Origin of the sequence: Gaetbulibacter saemankumensis DSM 17032 (assembly GCF_000425645.1) — a bacterium.
GTDB lineage: Bacteria > Bacteroidota > Bacteroidia > Flavobacteriales > Flavobacteriaceae > Gaetbulibacter > Gaetbulibacter saemankumensis.
On the sequence record NZ_AUDV01000005.1, the window covers coordinates 253,048 to 270,435 of the forward strand.

Annotated in this window: 16 protein-coding genes and 1 tRNA gene; 10 read left to right on the top strand and 7 right to left on the bottom strand. The window is 33.9% G+C overall.

What is annotated here, in order from left to right; all coding sequences use genetic code 11:
• Nucleotides 1-206: 206 nt before the first annotated feature.
• The 3 genes from H611_RS0101110 to H611_RS0101120 are packed head-to-tail and all read left to right on the top strand — an operon-like array spanning nucleotide 207 to nucleotide 2,341.
• Entirely contained in the window at nucleotides 207-1,235 is a 1,029-nt protein-coding gene (locus H611_RS0101110) for a c-type cytochrome (RefSeq protein WP_035483120.1), read from the top strand.
• Between the two features lie 2 nt (nucleotides 1,236-1,237).
• Nucleotides 1,238-1,915, top strand: a complete 678-nt coding sequence (locus tag H611_RS0101115; protein ID WP_027136611.1) for a Tat (twin-arginine translocation) pathway signal sequence containing protein — start codon at nucleotides 1,238-1,240, stop codon at nucleotides 1,913-1,915.
• A 12-nt stretch (nucleotides 1,916-1,927) separates the two neighbouring features.
• The gene (locus tag H611_RS0101120) at nucleotides 1,928-2,341 is read left to right on the top strand and encodes a DsrE family protein (protein ID WP_027136612.1); all 414 of its coding nucleotides are present in this window, start codon (nucleotides 1,928-1,930) and stop codon (nucleotides 2,339-2,341) included.
• A gap of 82 nt (nucleotides 2,342-2,423) precedes the next feature.
• Here H611_RS0101120 and H611_RS0101125 read toward each other — a convergent pair whose 3' ends face one another.
• The gene (locus H611_RS0101125) at nucleotides 2,424-3,266 is read right to left on the bottom strand and encodes a universal stress protein (RefSeq protein ID WP_027136613.1); all 843 of its coding nucleotides are present in this window, start codon (nucleotides 3,264-3,266) and stop codon (nucleotides 2,424-2,426) included.
• Between the two features lie 203 nt (nucleotides 3,267-3,469).
• Here H611_RS0101125 and H611_RS0101130 point away from each other — a divergent pair, with 203 nt between their 5' ends.
• The 4 genes from H611_RS0101130 (at nucleotide 3,470) to H611_RS0101145 (ending at nucleotide 6,839) form a co-directional block, all read left to right on the top strand.
• Nucleotides 3,470-4,237 carry a DUF3108 domain-containing protein gene (locus tag H611_RS0101130; protein ID WP_027136614.1) on the top strand — a complete coding sequence of 256 codons (768 nt, stop codon included), beginning with the start codon at nucleotides 3,470-3,472 and terminating at the stop codon, nucleotides 4,235-4,237.
• 5 nt (nucleotides 4,238-4,242) lie between these two features.
• Complete coding sequence (locus H611_RS0101135) at nucleotides 4,243-4,614, top strand: hypothetical protein (RefSeq protein ID WP_027136615.1); 372 nt, start codon at nucleotides 4,243-4,245, stop codon at nucleotides 4,612-4,614.
• A 117-nt stretch (nucleotides 4,615-4,731) separates the two neighbouring features.
• Nucleotides 4,732-5,784 carry a M28 family metallopeptidase gene (locus H611_RS0101140; RefSeq protein ID WP_027136616.1) on the top strand — a complete coding sequence of 351 codons (1,053 nt, stop codon included), beginning with the start codon at nucleotides 4,732-4,734 and terminating at the stop codon, nucleotides 5,782-5,784.
• Nucleotides 5,785-5,843: 59 nt separating this feature from the next.
• Complete coding sequence (locus H611_RS0101145; protein ID WP_027136617.1) at nucleotides 5,844-6,839, top strand: M28 family metallopeptidase; 996 nt, start codon at nucleotides 5,844-5,846, stop codon at nucleotides 6,837-6,839.
• Between the two features lie 61 nt (nucleotides 6,840-6,900).
• Here H611_RS0101145 and H611_RS0101150 read toward each other — a convergent pair.
• A tRNA-His gene (locus H611_RS0101150) sits at nucleotides 6,901-6,976 on the bottom strand.
• Between the two features lie 183 nt (nucleotides 6,977-7,159).
• Entirely contained in the window at nucleotides 7,160-7,879 is a 720-nt protein-coding gene (gene bshB1, locus H611_RS0101155; protein WP_027136618.1) for a bacillithiol biosynthesis deacetylase BshB1, read from the bottom strand.
• Between the two features lie 352 nt (nucleotides 7,880-8,231).
• Between bshB1 and H611_RS0101160 the strand changes: the two genes are divergently transcribed.
• Nucleotides 8,232-10,061, top strand: a complete 1,830-nt coding sequence (locus H611_RS0101160; protein WP_035483198.1) for an SLC13 family permease — start codon at nucleotides 8,232-8,234, stop codon at nucleotides 10,059-10,061.
• 39 nt (nucleotides 10,062-10,100) lie between these two features.
• A complete protein-coding gene (pckA, locus tag H611_RS0101165; protein ID WP_027136620.1) occupies nucleotides 10,101-11,732 on the top strand; it encodes a phosphoenolpyruvate carboxykinase (ATP) in 1,632 nt (543 codons plus the stop codon).
• Between the two features lie 63 nt (nucleotides 11,733-11,795).
• Here pckA and rlmF read toward each other — a convergent pair whose 3' ends face one another.
• Nucleotides 11,796-12,689, bottom strand: a complete 894-nt coding sequence (rlmF, locus tag H611_RS0101170) for a 23S rRNA (adenine(1618)-N(6))-methyltransferase RlmF (RefSeq protein ID WP_316928826.1) — start codon at nucleotides 12,687-12,689, stop codon at nucleotides 11,796-11,798.
• A 108-nt stretch (nucleotides 12,690-12,797) separates the two neighbouring features.
• Between rlmF and H611_RS0101175 the strand changes: the two genes are divergently transcribed.
• Entirely contained in the window at nucleotides 12,798-13,454 is a 657-nt protein-coding gene (locus tag H611_RS0101175) for an HAD family hydrolase (RefSeq protein ID WP_027136622.1), read from the top strand.
• On the opposite strand, the gene H611_RS0101180 is transcribed toward H611_RS0101175, so the two are convergent.
• The 3 genes from H611_RS0101180 to ccsA form a co-directional block, all read right to left on the bottom strand.
• Entirely contained in the window at nucleotides 13,446-13,880 is a 435-nt protein-coding gene (locus H611_RS0101180) for a DM13 domain-containing protein (protein WP_027136623.1), read from the bottom strand. The two genes, H611_RS0101175 and H611_RS0101180, sit on opposite strands and share 9 nt — an antisense overlap.
• Nucleotides 13,881-13,961: 81 nt before the next feature.
• Nucleotides 13,962-14,111, bottom strand: coding sequence for a hypothetical protein (locus H611_RS14800; RefSeq protein WP_169515973.1), 150 nt, complete (start codon nucleotides 14,109-14,111; stop codon nucleotides 13,962-13,964).
• A 4-nt stretch (nucleotides 14,112-14,115) separates the two neighbouring features.
• On the bottom strand, nucleotides 14,116-17,301 hold the full coding sequence (ccsA, locus tag H611_RS0101190; protein ID WP_027136624.1) for a cytochrome c biogenesis protein CcsA: 3,186 nt from the start codon (nucleotides 17,299-17,301) through the stop codon (nucleotides 14,116-14,118).
• Between the last annotated feature and the right edge of the window lie 87 nt (nucleotides 17,302-17,388).

Genomic DNA, 17,388 nt, shown 5'->3' on the forward strand with positions numbered 1-17,388 from the left:
CAACTTAAATAAAACCTAATTATCTTACATATAATTTAGACTAGATAAAAATATTGGGGTAACAATTTATATTGATAAACGATTTTTTCGTAAATTTCAGATAAATACCACAGCTCCTTATCTACATTAACAATGTGATAATCATCACTTTCCTGCTTCACTTGCTCAGATTCTACTTGAACATCTACTAGTAAATATTATATATCATGCTGAAAAAGCCGGGAATTGACTTAAAAAGGCCTGTTGGTAGTATCCTGGTATGTTCTGCATTAATTATGCTGCTTTTCATAATTATAGCGCTCTACTTATTGGGTATTATTCAGTTTAAGTCCTCCTCTCTTATGCCAGATATATATTATATGAATTATAATCCCACTTCTTTAGATGATTCCGATACAAATACTCAAATAAAATATGGCTATGATTTATTTAACCAAACTCCAAAATATATAGGTCCAGATAACGGTAATCCTGAAATGACCTATCAAGGAAACCGATTGGCTTGTAAAAATTGTCATTTAAATTCAGGAACTAAACCATACTCTGCTCCTCTAATAGGTATTATTCAAAGATTCCCACAATTTAGAGGCCGTGAAAATAAAATTGGCACTATTGAAGAACGCATTAACGGCTGTATGGAACGTAGTATGAATGGGAAAATGTTACCGGAAAATAGCAGTGAAATGAAGGCTCTTGTAAAATATCTGGAATTTTTAAGCCGGTATGCTCCTAAAGATGGTAAAATTGAAGGTCAAGGATTTGTAAAAATAAAAATACCAAATAGAGCTGTTGATTTAAATAATGGTAAACAGGTATTTATAAATAATTGTGTTATATGCCACACGAAAAACGGGGAAGGCTTAAAACGAGAAAATGCCTTTACCTACGACTACCCGCCATTATGGGGCAATGATTCTTATAATCACGGAGCTGGTATGTCAAGGGTTATTACTGCAGCCCAATTCATAAAAGCGAATATGCCTTTTGGAACTACTTTTGACAACCCCACACTTACCGATGAAGACGCCTACGACGTAGCAGGCTATATTAATTTTCAAGAACGACCTAAAAAATTAAATCCAGAGAAAGATTTCCCCGATTTAAAAAAGAAACCGGTATCGACACCATACCCTCCCTATGCCGATAATTTCTCGGTTGAGCAGCATCAACTTGGTCCATTTCAACCTATAATAAACTACTATAAACAAACGTATAACATCACTAAAACCAAATAATTATGAAAACAACAATCAACAACTCACGACGACAATTTTTAGGAGCCCTTGCTCTAGGCGCTACAGCAAGCAGCCTATCCGTTCTAACAAATCCTATGTATGCTGATGTACCGATTCCGGATTCATCAAAAATAAATATGGCCGATAACTGGTTTAAAAACATAAAGGGAAAACATCGCATAGTTTATGATGGTTCTACACCTCACAATGGCTTTCCGGTAATTTGGAACTGGGCCTTTTACCTTTCTAATAATGAAACAGGAACGCTGGATGACGATATGACTGCCATGACAGTATTAAGACACGAGGCCATACCTATTGCTTACGAAGATAGATTATGGGAAAAATACCCATTGGGAGAAGTATTCCATATGCATGATAAAAACGATCAACCGTATAAACGCAATCCATTTTATGAACCACAAGAAGGCGATTTTCCATTACCTCAAATTGAAGGTATAAAACGTATGCAAGAACGAGGTGCATTGTTTTGCGTATGTGATTTAGCTACAAAAGTTTATAGTAATGCCGTTGCAGGTCAGATGAATCTTGATCCTAAAGAAGTTTATGAAGATTGGGTAAGCGGTATTATTCCTGGCATACAATTAGTGCCATCAGGCGTTTGGGCCTTAGGACGTGCTCAAGAGCATGGATGTGGGTACATTTTTGCAGGCAAATAAAAACGAGACACAATGAAAAAAATAATTAATTTATTTTGGGCACTGTTATTTACTTCGGTAATTATTGCCCAGACAAAACCTGTGAAAATCGTATTTGATGTTACAAGCGATAATACCAAAGTACATCAATCTACGGTTAGACACGTGAAAGCTATGGCTAATGCTTATCCTGACTCACATTTTGAAGTAGTCATGTATAGTGGGGCTATGGATATGGTGTTAAAGAACAAATCGGTGGTGGAAAAAGATATTGCAGATCTTGTTCAAAAAGATAACATTGCTTTTGTTATTTGCGAAGGCACCATGAAACGCCATAAAACCACATCTTCTGATCTTATTGAGGGCGTAACAACAGTTCCTGATGGTATTCTCGAAATCGTTTCTAAACAAAATGAAGGTTGGGGCTATATAAAGGAAGGACAGTAACTATCTGACTATTCAAACAAAAAAGGATTATCACTATGATAATCCTTTGTTTGTCTAACAGCCCCAGTACTCCATCACTAATTCAACTTTCTTTAGGAATTACCAAAAAGGGAATATCAATACTAAAAGCAAAGTTTTCAACAATATGTTTCATAAACAATCGCTCAAAAAATGAATATCTCTTGTTAGACATTGCTATTAAATTAATATTATTCTTTGTCACATAATCTTGTACTGTGCTAAACACATCATTAATTGATGAATCGACATAATCAAACTTTACATTAGGAAAATGTGCTCTAAAAAAGTCTATATCCGCATCTAATTCAGGTGAATAATCATCCTCACATACCACATGTAAAACATTTAATTCACTTTTATGTAATTTAATAACATCTTTAAGTATTTTAAGTTTACTTATTTTATAAGTACACTTATAACTGGTTGTAAAACTAATTTTATCTAATTCTGTAAACTTACATCCACTGGGAATTGCTAAAAGTGGTACCGGACAATGTTGCATAATTCTTACCGTATTACTACCAAAAATAACCTTTTGTAAACCAGTAGCCCCTTTAGTACCCATGACAACCAAATCTATATTATACTTTTCGCAAACCTGATTTATGGAGTCTGAAAAATTATCATAATCAACTAACGATTCAAATTCATGCTTATCGTTATGGAATTTCTTTTGAATTTTATGTATAACATTACTAAGGGATTTTTTAGCGGCATCAACAATAGTCGTATATATTGTTGTTGAAGCATTTACTACTAACAAATCATCAGAAATAAAAGATGAAGCCTTTTGTACATTTAATAAATAAAATTTACAAGATTCATTTTTAAACAATTCCATCGCATAATTAATTGCGTTAATCGAATTTTTCGAAAAATCGGTAGGTAACAATATCGCTTTCATGGGTGGTATATTTAATTTTTTGATTACAAAGTATCCATCACCTAAAATTAATCTGATTACAAGGGATAAACTATGACAAATATCAGTTAGCCCATTACAAACGAATAAGGAAATAAAAAATTAGTAAAATAATTTAAAGCATTGTATTTTCGGCACAATAAATGTAACAAGTCAAACATTTATATTTTGAACCAAATTACCTTATGATACGTACCTATTTATTGTTATTACTTTTTGTGGCTATTTCAGGACACGCTCAAAATACCGCAGTATCTTCCAACGAAAAACTAGTCTATACGGCTTCCTATAATATGTCGGGTATTTTAAACGATATTGCCGAAGTTACTATGGAAACCAGTGCTGTAAAAACATCTAAAGCCACCTTGCTGCGACTAAAATGCACGGCAGCCACCTATAGCAAATGGGATAATTTTTTTAAGATTCGAGATTTATATGAAAGTTATGTAAATCCAAATAACCTAACACCGTATTTATATAAGCGTGATATTAACGAAGGCAATTATTACAAAAACATGAAATATACCTTCAGCCATAAAACTAAAACGGTAAAATCTATTCAGAAAAAGCGTAATAAACCTGAAGAAGCTAAAACTATAAGTATCAAACCAGGCACAAAAGATATTGTATCTACCATTTATTCCATACGCTTATTAGATTATAAAAATATGTCTGTGGGATCACGCAAGTCATTTACCATTGTATTCGATCGCAAAGAACTAAAAGGACAAATTACTTACCTTGGTAAAGAAACCATTAGTACAGCAATTGGAAAAAAAGAATGTTACAAATTAGCTGTTGGATCGAGCGATACGAATGTCCTACAAGGTAACAACAGTAATTTAATATGGCTTACAGCTGATAGTAACAAAATTCTGGTTTACGGTAAGTTTAAAATCCCAGTAGGTAATGGTGAATTAAAAATAAAATCGGCAACCGGATTAAAAAATTAATTTAAATGAAAAAAATTCTAACCATATTAGCTTTAATAACTTCCATATTAACTATTATTTTAGCCGTTCTACCCATTTCTAACTTAGCATTAATACCTGGAATTTTAGCTTTACTTTTTGGATTCATGGCTTATTATGTCTCCAAACAATCTGGTAAAATAAAAAAAATTGTTCCATTCACGCTATGGTTAACAGGTGTAGCCTTGGTTATCATTTCTTTTAAAGCTATATTTAACAAGTCGGAAGTTGAAAATACAGAGGCCTTAGAAGCCAAAGAAACTAAGTTTGAAGAAGAAGCTATAGAAGAGCTTGAAGAATTAGATCTTGAAGAAATAGAGATTGATGACTCCGAATTAGAAAATTTAGATATAGAATAGTGAGTATTTTCTTATTATGTTGTTATATTTGTCCAACAAATTAAACAAACTAACACACTAAGCATTTTCGGCCCCAGAAAATGGTTTATTGTAGGTTGCTTAAATAAAGTAAAATACATGAAAACCTTTTGCCTTCTCTCAGTATTAACACTTGTGGGTACTTGTGCTACACCTAAATATACAGCACGAATACAGTCTATAAAAGATAATATTAAGATAAATGACTCCGCTATTGTAACAAAATACGCGAATACGATTACCTCTAAAGAATTAAAAAAACATTTATACCAATTTGCATCCGCCGAATTTGAAGGACGAAAAACAGGCGAACCAGGTCAGAGAAAAGCTTCTGAATTTTTAAAGACCTACTATACCAATCAAGATGTAAAATCCCCTCTACCCAATAACAGCTATTATCAAAGTATTCCTGAAAGTCATTTTTCAAATAACATCAAAGAATCAGAAAATGTACTGGCAATAATAGAGGGCACTGAAAAACCAGATGAAGTTATAATCATTTCGGCACACCTCGATCATTTAGGGGTTGAAAAAAATGGTTCCATAAATTATGGTGCCGATGATGACGGTAGTGGAACTGTAGCCTTAATGGAAATGGCAGAAGCATTTGAACAAGCCAAAAAAGATGGGATGGGTCCAAAAAGAAGCATTTTAATATTACATCTCACAGGTGAAGAAATAGGAAAAAAAGGATCTGATTATTACGTTACACATCCCATATATCCGCTGAAAAATACTGTTGCTAATTTAAATATTGATATGATTGGTCGTGTAGATAAAATTCATAATAACAATCCAAATTATATCTACCTTATTGGTTCTAACCGACTGAGTAAAGAGTTACATTATATTTCTGAAAAAGTAAATAATACCTTTTATAATATCGATTTAGATTACCGGTATAATGATGAACATGACCGAAACCAATACTACTCTCGATCAGATCACTATAATTTTGCATCTCACGGTATTCCGGTCATATTCTATTTTAATGGTGAACATGAAGACTATCATCAAACAACCGATACACCCGACAAAATTGAATATGAGTTACTAGAAAAGCGTACCAAACTTATTTTCGCTACAGCTTGGCAAATTGCGAATCAAGATCATAGACTTTTGCTTGATGATAAAAATCAATTGTTAAATTAGTTTAAAATTTATATTCAAAAGATTCATTTTTGTAATATCGTAACAAAATTACAACCTAAATGAAGAGATTATCTATTTTATTTTACGCTACGCTTTGTTTTGTATCGTGTAGCTCTTCGCAGAATAAAAACAAACCCAATGCGATTGAATATGCAAAAACTATAAAAGCTTCTGAATTAAAAGAAGCACTATTTATATATGCTTCCGACGATTTTGAAGGTAGAGAAACTGGTGAACCTGGACAAAAGAAAGCAGTAAATTATATTAAAAATGAATATCAAAAATTAGGTATTGAATCTCCACTGGGAGACGGAAATTATTTTCAAGAGATTCCTGAATCTTATTTTAACGGTAAAGCCAAAGCTTCTGAGAATGTTTTAGCTTATATTAAAGGCTCTGAAAAACCTGAGGAGATTATTGTAATTTCTGCCCATTTAGATCACATTGGTATTTCAAGTAATGGAGAAATAAATAATGGTGCCGACGATGACGGCTCGGGAACAGTGGCTATTATTAAAATGGCGAAAGCTTTTAAAGAAGCTGAAAAAAATGGCCATGGTCCAAAACGTTCCATTCTATTTCTTCATGTTACCGGCGAAGAAATTGGATTATTCGGATCACGATATTATACCGACAACCCTGTTTTTCCTCTAGAAAATACAGTTGCAGATTTGAACATCGATATGATTGGACGTATTGATGATAAGCACAAAGACAACAGCAATTATTTATATTTAATAGGATCAGATAAACTAAGTCAAGAATTACATGATATTTCGGAAGCTGTAAATATTAAATATTTCAATATGGAATTTGATTATACTTTTAATGAGGACGATGATCCTAATCGTTTTTATTACCGCTCCGATCACTATAATTTTGCAAAACACAATATCCCTGTTATATTCTATTTTAACGGCACCCATGACGATTACCACAGACCATCGGACACACCCGATAAAATAAACTATGAACTATTAGAAACACGTGCGCGTTTAATTTTTCATACGGCCTGGGAACTTGCTAACCGAGACGAGCGCATTAAACTCAATTAATACACCAAAATATAAAGCACAAAAAAAGCCTTTCAAAATATTTGAAAGGCTTGGTCTTTTTGGGTGGAAGATCGGTCTCGAACCGACGACCTCCTGAACCACAATCAGGCGCTCTAACCAACTGAGCTACAACCACCGTGTATTGCATTGTTAAATGCGAGTGCAAATGTAACAGATTTCAACGTTATCTACAAAGACTTTTTTATAATATTTTTAAATATTTTTAATTTTGTTTGAGAGTTTCTTGTAACTGTTTCATATACAATTTTTTATTTTTTAAGTTAAAAAATTATGACACTCAAAAAATTCAACCATTAAAATTATTTAAGATCAAATACACTATCAACGGCTACATAGCGCTCTACATTAAAACCTTCCCCATACTCTACCCCCACTAATCGTCCTAAATCCCTAGCTCTGTAAATAACACTATCCGCAAAGTTTTTACTTGAAATAGGGGTTTGGGGTTCCTTACTATTTTCATCAAAGAACTGAGTCTTATAGGCTAATACCGATTGCATCTTAACATCAATATACCCAGTAACATCTACCACAAAATCTGGTTGCAAATTCTTCCATTGTATATAATGATAGACATGTTTAGGTCTCCATGCCGGTTGTGTATTTCCAAATTCATCTTTGGTTTCTATTTTTACTAATCCACTTAAAAAACAGGCATCACTGGCAAGTTTACTCCCTTTTGAATGATCAATATGCCTATCGTCTAAAGCATTGCAAAACACGACATCAGGTTGGTATTTCCTAATAACCTTTATTATTTCTAACTGATGCTTTTTATCATTAATAAAGAAACCATCAGCAAATTTTAAATTTTCTCTCACAGCAACCTTCAATATAGCTGCCGCATCTTTAGCCTCTTCGTCTCTTGTTTGAGCGGTACCACGTGTACCAAGTTCGCCACGAGTTAAATCCAAAATTCCAACTTGCTTGCCTTGAGCCACTTCTTTGGCTATAGTCGCTCCACAACTTAATTCAACATCATCTGGATGTGCACCAATAGCCAATATGTCTAATTTCATATGTTTTATATTATTTTTTAATACACTTAAAAACAACTAATTATACTAAATATACATTCTTAAATTCTATTTCTTGAAGTATCATCAATCTAATCTTAATCATTTTTTTATAATACCTCAAAATTCACAAATACGAAAGCGTTTTCGTTTAAATTTTTAGTATCAATTATGCTAAAAATTGTACAATATACTAAATCGACCATCCATATTAAAATCATGACTTTCGTCATAATATTTCGCTACTAGTGTCTGTAATTTTAACATATAATTAAGGAATGTTAAGCATGATAACTTCAACAAGATGCTTAACGAATGTAAAATTACTAAAGAATCATAAAAAATGATCTATTTAATGCTCCTCATTTTAGTTGTAACAATTGGTCTTTTTGTCTGGGGAAAATTCACACCAGATATTGTTGCCCTTATTTCAATGTTAAGTTTGTTCCTTACGGGCATTTTGACGCCCACTGAAACTTTAAGCGGATTTAGCAATCCTACCGTAATCATGATTGCCGCACTATTTATTATTGGTGAGGGTATTGCTCAAACCGGATGGACTGCTTTAGCAGGTAAAAAATTTGTAGAATGGGCAGGTAAAAGTGTTCCAAAACTCTTAGTCATTATCACCCTTGGGGCTGGTGTATTGTCAGGTTTTGTTAGTAATACCGGAACCGTTGCTACTTTAATGCCTTTAACCATATCATCAGCCTGGAGTATTGGTACGTTACCGTCTAAAATGCTTTTGCCAGTAGCATTTGGTTCAAACACTGGGGGTTTACTAACTCTTACAGGAACCCCACCTAACATTATTGCAAGTAATGCCTTAGTTGAAGCTGGATTTGATGGGTTTTCATTTTTTGAATTCTCTCTAATCGGTTTACCCCTTTTAATAATAGCCCTAGTATACTTTAGATATATAGGTTATAGATTATTACCAAACAACAAAACAAACAATAAACCCGTCAACATTGAATCTACCCTCCATAAATGGATTGAAGCTTATAAAGTAGATGATAATTATTATCGTCTGCGTATTAGATCACTATCTCCTCTTATTAACACAAAAATTGGTGAATGGAATTTAGAAAAAGAGTACAACGTAACATTAATTAGAATTAAAAGAAGACACCCTAATGTATTAAAGAAAATACATGCTTTTGAAGAATTTCCTGATCCACAAACCGAACTATACTATCACGATATTATAACGGTTAAAGGAGAAACAGAAGCTATAAACCGTCTTATGATTACGTTTAGACTTGGCCTTCTCCCTTTGGAAGCAATTACAGATGAATTAAAACATAATCTTATAAACCAAGAGGTGGGAATGACAGAAATTATTGTAAACCCAAACTCTATGCTGGTAGGTAGAAATTATAAAGTAGGAAACTTTTTTAAACGCTATGGAATACAATTATTAGCGGCTTCCAGAAATAATAAACCCTTATTAGATAAGGAAATTACCGTAAAAGCAGGTGACGCCTTTTTAATTCGTGGAACTTGGGAACATATCGACGACCTTAAAAAACAACATGAAAACCTTGTAATTATAGGAAGCCCGGAAGGTATGGCAAAAAATATAGAAAGCTTAAATTTAAAATCATACATAGCGTTAGGTACATTAATACTCATGATATTACTCATGGTGTTTAAAATTGTACCAGGCGCCATGGCTGCTCTTATATGTGCTGGTATTGTTCTACTTACAGGATGTGTACCTATATCTAAAGCCTATAAAGGTATTAGCTGGACTAGTGTCGTTATGATTGCAGCCATGATTCCAATGGGGATAGCGCTTCAAAAAACAGGTACAGCACAGCTCATTGCTTCAAGTTTAGTAAATAGCTTAGGCTCAATACACCCTTTAGCGCTGCTAGGAGGTATCTTTTTGCTAACTACTACTTTTAGTCAGGTAATTAACAATTCAGCAACGGCCGTTCTTATGGCTCCAATAGCTATTCTGGCAGCCAACACATTAGACCTAAACCCAGCTCCATTTATGATTGTAATTGCTATCAGTGCCTCAACAGCATTTTTAACTCCTATAGGTACCACAACCAATGCGATGGTTATGACAGCAGGTGGTTACAAATTTATGGACTATATGAAAGTTGGAGCTCCGCTCCTATTTCTGTTATTTATTACAACGTTAATACTCGTGCCAATAATATGGCCTTTTTAAAATATTAATCATTATTAAGAACTTTAAAATTTAATCAAAATGAAAGATTCAGCAACCTTAATTGAAAACTCCGGTTTAGAACAGTATGGACTGGAAAATGTTACTGTGAATTGGAATTTAACCCCTGAAGAACTTCAAAAAATCACGGTTGAACAAGGAATGGGTAAAGAAACCGTGAATGGAACACTTGCTATCAACACAGGAAAATTTACCGGACGTTCTCCCCAAGACAGATTTATTGTAAAAGATGAATATACCGAAGAAAAAGTATGGTGGGGGAAAACAAACAAAGGCATTTCTCCTGAAAATTTCGAGAAACTTGAAATAGAAGTAAAAAAATATCTTTCTAATAAAGAAATATATGCCAGAGATGGTTACGTTTGTGCGGAGCCTGAATTTAGAACGAATATTAGAACAGTAACAGAATTACCTTGGTCGAACCTATTTGTTTACAACATGTTCTTAAGACCTACAGAAAAAGAATTAGAAAACTTTAAGGAAGACTGGCTTATTTTATGTGCTCCCGGATATGTATGTCCAGATCCTAAAGCTTATGGTATCCGTCAGGGAAATTTCTCTATCATTAATTTTACAAAAAAAATAGCTTTAATTGGTGGCTCTGCCTACACTGGAGAAATGAAAAAAGGCATTTTCTCTGCCCTTAATTTAATTTTACCTGTAGAACGAAATGTATTACCAATGCACTGTTCTGCAAATGTTGGTAAAAAAGGGGATACTGCTATTTTCTTTGGATTATCTGGCACAGGAAAAACAACGCTTTCTGCAGATCCTGATAGAAAATTAATTGGTGACGACGAACATGGTTGGACTGCCGATAACACCATTTTCAATTTTGAAGGCGGATGCTATGCAAAAGTAATTGACCTAACAGAAGACAAAGAACCAGATATTTTCAGAGCAATAAAACCAGGCGCTTTACTTGAGAACGTGGTATTTAAAGATAATGGGGAACCTGATTATGAAGATAGTAGCATTACCCAAAATACTCGTGTGAGTTACCCTATTTACCATATCGATAATATTCAGGAAACACTATATGCAAACAACCCAAAAAACATTTTCTTTTTAACTTGTGATGCTTTCGGTGTTTTACCTCCTGTATCTAAATTAACTCCTGGCCAGGCAGCTTACCACTTTATTTCTGGATACACAGCAAAAGTAGCTGGAACTGAAGCTGGTATTACCGAACCAGTACCATCTTTCTCGGCATGTTTTGGTGAGCCATTTATGCCTTTACACCCAACAGTTTACGGGGAAATGCTTAGTAAGAAAATGACTGAAGCAGGCGTTAACGTTTGGTTAATTAATACTGGATGGAGTGCTGGTCCTTACGGTGTAGGATCTCGTATTAAATTAAAATACACCAGAGCTATGATTACAGCAATTCTTAACGGTGAATTAGACCATGTAGACTATGAACAAAACTTTATTTTTGGATTATACATGCCTAAATACTGTCCAGGTGTACCAACAGAAATATTAGACCCGATGAATACTTGGTTACAAAAAGGAGCTTACATTGGAAAAGCCATTCAATTAGCGCACTCATTCCACTTAAACTTTGAGAAATTTGCACAACAAGCCTCAGAGCAAATCATAGAAGGTGGACCTCTTATTGATGAACACCACCATCTGCATGAACATATTTAATAAGTTTTTAATATCAATAAAAGGAGCTCTTAAAGGAGCTCCTTTTATATTTTAAAGCATGTATTACAAAAAGGACCAGGCTAAAACCCTGGATGTTTTATTACCCTGCTCCATATTAATCACCTGTACTTTAGTAGCCCCCAATTTCTTTAAATAAACTTTCAATCCTCGAATTAAATCCTTTTTTGACACTAAACTTGTAAACCAAATACTCTGATTCTTGAACAAAGAACTTTCGTATAAATAATTATGCAGAAAGGCCTTTTCCCCTCCCTTATACCACAATTCATTCTGTGTACCAGCAAAATTTCTGATTAATTGAGTCGTATCTTTATTTAATCCTTTTAATTTTTTCATTGTTGCCGCCTTAGCTTCTTCTTCCGATTTATAAAATGGCGGATTACACATGGTTGCTGTAAACTGCTCTCCCTCAAGCACAACTCCTTTTAATATGTTAGACACCTGCTGCTGAAATCTAAAGCTAATTTTATCGGCCAACCCATTCTTTATCACAATTTGTTTAGCATTATTCAAGGAATCTTCATCTACATCGACACCCACAAATTCCCAGCCATATTCCGCTTGCCCTAATAGCGGATAAATACACGTAGCTCCTGTGCCAATATCAAGAATCTTGACTCCTTTAATTATTTCTGAAGCTTCTATTAAATCAGCTAAATAATGAATATAATCTACCCTTCCAGGAATAGGCGGACATAAGTTATAATCTGAGAAGTCCCAATAATCAATGTCATAATACGCTCTTAACAAACTCCGATTTAAACATTTTACTGCTTTTGGGTTGGCAAAATCAATAGTCTTAGCGTTGAACTTGTTAACATATATAAAGTCATTCAAATCAGAATTTTCATGGCATAAAAAATCGAAATCGTATTCCTGAGCATGTTTGTTTTTGGGATGAAGATGTTCTTTTGTTTTAATAGTAGTCTCGGTTATTGCTTAAAAATTCAAAGGTAAAATAAATCTGAATACGAATACAGTAACTCTTGTTCCCTTTAGGCTAATTAATTCATTTAAAGTATCTTTGCACAAAATTTTTAATACATGCTAAAAGCTGTTTTATTTGATATGGACGGAGTCATCGTTGATAGCGAGCCACTTCATCATAAAGCATATCACAACATGTTTGAAGACGTAAATATTGATGTTTCTAACGAACTTTACGAATCTTTTACGGGTCAGGCTACTTTACCAATTTGCGAACGACTTTGTAGCGAATTTAACCTGAAACAAAGCCCTCAAACATTGATAAACTTAAAAAGGAAACATTTTAAATACCTTTTTGATAACGATCCTGAATTCAAATTAATCGATGGTGTTTTAGACCTTATTAAAAACTATTACGAAAACGATTTGACTTTAGTATTGGCTTCATCTGCGTCTATGCCTAATATCGACCGTATTTTTGAACGCTTTGAACTAAACCAATACTTTAAAGCAAAATTAAGTGGAGCCGATTTAAAAGCATCTAAACCACATCCTGAAATTTTTATTAACGCTACCAAAGCATCAGGATTTGAAGCACAGGAATGTATGGTTATTGAAGATTCAACTAATGGCATTGAAGCCGCTCATGGTGCCGGTGTATTTTGTGTTGCTTTTGATAGTTTTAATTCTAAAAATCAGGATTATACTAAAGCCAATCTAGTTATTAAAAATTTTGAAGAAATTCACTACCATAAAGCCAAGGAACTATTTTAGCACTGCATAACCAAAATTTACTGAAAATTCCACACACCAAATAATAACGTGATTATACTTGGTAAAATCGATATTCTCTGGTAAAGCATATGTATAATTACCCTCAATACCTTTTAATTCTCCCAAGGAAATATAACTTTCTGCTGTATTATTTGTAGCTAAATAAACTTCCAATACCGGACCATTATCTGTTTTAAAATCTGTAAAACTTAAAATAGTACGCTCCGAATTTATAGTGGCCTTCCCAGATGTTGGATGTGCACTTGAAACAAAATCACCTGAATAGGTTTTATTTCCACTCATGTCTTCATCCTTAGGTATATCTTCCTGCATAGGTATATCACCAGCATTAGTTTCAGACATAGATGAAGAGGTACAAGAAATTACTACTATTGATAATAAATAAACAAAGGCAAGAGATTTCATATCGTTGGTTTAGATAAACTTTTGGTCGACATGAAATCGAAACCTTACACCTATCTGAATAAAACGATAATAATCTTGAAGTTATTCTTCTTCCCTAGATTTTTGAACGATAGCACGAAGACGCTCCTTCCGAAGCATATCTTCTTCACGCTTTTTATTCTTTTTTTGAGCCACTAAGCGTGCATGCTTGGCTTTATTCTTAGTATTCTTTTCTCTTCCCGTTTTAGCCATGTTATTACTTTTTATAATACTTGACGTAACCCCTGTACGCGAACGTTCCAATAACAGCTACAATTACGCAGGCAATACCTATAAATTTCACACTTACAATCTGATCACCACTGGCATAACTATGCAATCCAGACAAATAAAAATTCACTCCAAAATAGGTCATCATAATACTTGAAAACGCAATAATTGACATAAGATTAAAGAACCATCTACTACGCAAACCAGGTATTAATCTCATATGAATTACAAAGGCATATACCATGATACTGATAAGCGCCCACGTTTCTTTAGGATCCCAGCCCCAGTAACGCCCCCAACTTTCGTTAGCCCACATTCCACCCAAAAAGTTTCCTATGGTTAACATAACCAAACCAACTGTTAAGGACATTTCATTAATAACTGTAAGCTCCTGGATATTTAAATCCATTTTTAACTTATTCTTTTTTGTAGTAAAAATCATTAAGAATAAGGCAACAACTCCCAATATCATGCCTAAAGTGAATGGTCCATAGCTCGCTACAATTACTGCCACGTGAATCATTAACCAATAACTATTTAAAACAGGTTGCAAATTAGCAATAGCTGGATCCATCCAATTCCAGTGCGCAACCATTAATATCATAGCGGTTACAAATGCCGTAGAAGCCAGTGTTAAATCACTTTTTCTCCCAAATGCTAAACCAAAAAACATGGTTGCCCAGGCAACATAAATCATCGATTCATAAGCATCACTCCAAGGAGCATGTCCTGATATATACCAACGTACAATTAAGCCGGCCGTATGTAAAATAAACAGTCCAAGAATAATAAATTTAAAAACAGAAATGGAAATAGTTAATCCTTTACTTTTTTCTTTGAATATTTGAATGATAAGCAAAACAAACAATAAGGTACCTGCGTACATATACCAACTAAAAAGCTTCTTGAAGATATCATACTTATTGTATAATATTTCTGTTTTTATCTTATCATCACTCAGCATAACATCACTACCAAACTGATGTTGCGTTTTCTTGAATGCTTCTAAAAGTTTAGTTGCTTCAGAGAAATCTCCAGACTGCTTTGCCTTATTTAAAGATATTAAATAGGCTCTAAAACCATTTTTTATGAAGTTTGCATAAAGCGAATCTTGTATTGTATGATGTTCGTATTTGTAATCGTAATTTGAAATCCACTTATTATTAGCGTCATCAGGAATTGGAAATATTTTTAGAGACATGCCCTCTACCGCATTGTAAAGCAAATTAACACGCTGATCGGCTTCCTTGAATTCCTTTTGAAATGCATTTGGAGCTAAGGTTTTATAAGCCTCATCTAAATACGGTGCTAATTTATACTGGCCTCTGTCATTAAAAAATTCTGCTAAAGTGGCATATTTCCTTTCTTTTTCAATACCTATAAGTGTACGAATGGAATCGGCTTTTTTAGGTTTTAAATAAATAATGGGTATATTATACCAAAGCATCGGACTTTCCTGAATGGATAAAAACACCTGATTAGCATCAAAACCTTCGTAAGTATCATGCTTACTTAACTTACGAAGCATTTCAGAAGCATAAGTATTAACCGGCATCATACGACCACTTAGATCTTGAATTACCAAATGTCCGAATTTATCGGCTTCCTTTTCAGGAACTATATTGGCCGCTAAAATGGAATCTATCTGTGTTTTACTCGGTTTTCTGTGATTATGACCATCATTTTCTGAATGAGTTTGCCCAAAACCATGTAATCCCACTAACAGCAAGATTAAGGACATATATTTTGCCTTTTTAGATTTTATAGTTTCCAACATTTCTTTTAAATGGCCAAACCTAGAACCTTTAACAAACAAAATTAACATTAACCCTAAGTACAACATAAAATACCCAATGTAAGTTAACATGGTTCCCCAGTAATCATGGTTTACAGATAAAATAGTACCTTTTTCATCAGGATCGAAACTCGATTGAAAAAAGCGATAACCGCGATGATCTAATATATTGTTCATAAAGATTTTATAATCAAAATCTCCTTCCTCGCTATCCAACACCGTCACCTTACTTGAATAGGCCGAATATCCCTTTTCAGTACCCGGATAACGTTCTGCTTCAAAATCGTTTAATTTTATTGAAAATGGTAATTGTAGTACTTTAGAACCATATTTAAAGGCAAAATCCAGACCACCAATACTAACTTGTTTAAAGGCATTATTCATACCTTTCCCTCCTAGCAACCCTACTTTTTTAGTTTCTCCATTGGTTGTAACCTTGAGTAAAACACCATCTTCTGAATTTCTAAGCATCTCAGATTTTGCAACAATATCAAATACTCCTTTCACCACTGGTTTAGGAATTACCATTTGCATATTTCCAATTACATAACGAGACCGAAGCATTAATGGCTGTACACTATCTTTAACTAATTTACCCTGAGCCATGGTTGCCATAGTCATGTACTCACCTTCAAAAGGTGACTCGATGGTTAAGACACCTTCTTTATTGGTTATATTTATTGCGCCTGGCGTAGGTTTGTTTAGTGCAAACAAAACATTATGAATACTTTGCACCTGACCAGCCTTTAAAAAATGATTATGCGGCCCGCTACTTCCTGCTTCAACAATTTTTAAATATTCTTCGCCATTGTCATCGGGAACAATATCTTCTTCGGCACCTTTGATGAATTTTTCCAGTTCAATCGTTACTGGTTGTTGATCGTATCGCGTTTCGATCTTAAATGTATTTTGTAATCGGGCAGAAAAATCGACCTCACGCTCTATTGGTAATCGCTGCGGCACCCCATTAATTTCATAATCTCCATCTATATAGGTTGTAATATATGTTTTTTGTGAAAGAAAGGTGTTTTCGGTTTCGCCTTCACGTATAGCCATCATACCTTCATAACTAATATATCGTGTAATAAACGCCCCTATTAAAATAAATATAAAGGCTAAATGTAAGATCAAACTTGGCCATTTGTCTCTTTTATGTAATCTGTATCGAAATATGTTACCTGTAAAATTTACAACAAACAGCACTAAAATGCCTTCGAACCACCAGGCGTTATATATTAAATTTCGAGTATATGGAGTTGGAGAAGTGTCTTGACCGGCATCTAGAAAAGTTCCGATGGCCATAGCGGCAGCAAATACAATAAATAAAACACCTGTTAATCGCGTTGAAAATAAAATTTTCGCTAGTCTATTTTGCATAATATGAGGCCTGTTTAAGGTCGTGCAAATTTAAGTATTAAAGTTGATTTAGGGAGTGAAATAGCCTTTAAAATTACTAATACTCAA

Coding starts and splice junctions, on each gene's coding strand:
- H611_RS0101110 (WP_035483120.1), top strand. CDS start 207: ATGCTGAAAAAGCCGGGAATTGACTTAAAAAGGCCTGTTGGTAGTATC.
- H611_RS0101115 (WP_027136611.1), top strand. CDS start 1,238: ATGAAAACAACAATCAACAACTCACGACGACAATTTTTAGGAGCCCTT.
- H611_RS0101120 (WP_027136612.1), top strand. CDS start 1,928: ATGAAAAAAATAATTAATTTATTTTGGGCACTGTTATTTACTTCGGTA.
- H611_RS0101125 (WP_027136613.1), bottom strand. CDS start 3,266: ATGAAAGCGATATTGTTACCTACCGATTTTTCGAAAAATTCGATTAAC.
- H611_RS0101130 (WP_027136614.1), top strand. CDS start 3,470: ATGATACGTACCTATTTATTGTTATTACTTTTTGTGGCTATTTCAGGA.
- H611_RS0101135 (WP_027136615.1), top strand. CDS start 4,243: ATGAAAAAAATTCTAACCATATTAGCTTTAATAACTTCCATATTAACT.
- H611_RS0101140 (WP_027136616.1), top strand. CDS start 4,732: ATGAAAACCTTTTGCCTTCTCTCAGTATTAACACTTGTGGGTACTTGT.
- H611_RS0101145 (WP_027136617.1), top strand. CDS start 5,844: ATGAAGAGATTATCTATTTTATTTTACGCTACGCTTTGTTTTGTATCG.
- bshB1 (WP_027136618.1), bottom strand. CDS start 7,879: ATGAAATTAGACATATTGGCTATTGGTGCACATCCAGATGATGTTGAA.
- H611_RS0101160 (WP_035483198.1), top strand. CDS start 8,232: ATGCTCCTCATTTTAGTTGTAACAATTGGTCTTTTTGTCTGGGGAAAA.
- pckA (WP_027136620.1), top strand. CDS start 10,101: ATGAAAGATTCAGCAACCTTAATTGAAAACTCCGGTTTAGAACAGTAT.
- H611_RS0101175 (WP_027136622.1), top strand. CDS start 12,798: ATGCTAAAAGCTGTTTTATTTGATATGGACGGAGTCATCGTTGATAGC.
- H611_RS0101180 (WP_027136623.1), bottom strand. CDS start 13,880: ATGAAATCTCTTGCCTTTGTTTATTTATTATCAATAGTAGTAATTTCT.
- H611_RS14800 (WP_169515973.1), bottom strand. CDS start 14,111: ATGGCTAAAACGGGAAGAGAAAAGAATACTAAGAATAAAGCCAAGCAT.
- ccsA (WP_027136624.1), bottom strand. CDS start 17,301: ATGCAAAATAGACTAGCGAAAATTTTATTTTCAACGCGATTAACAGGT.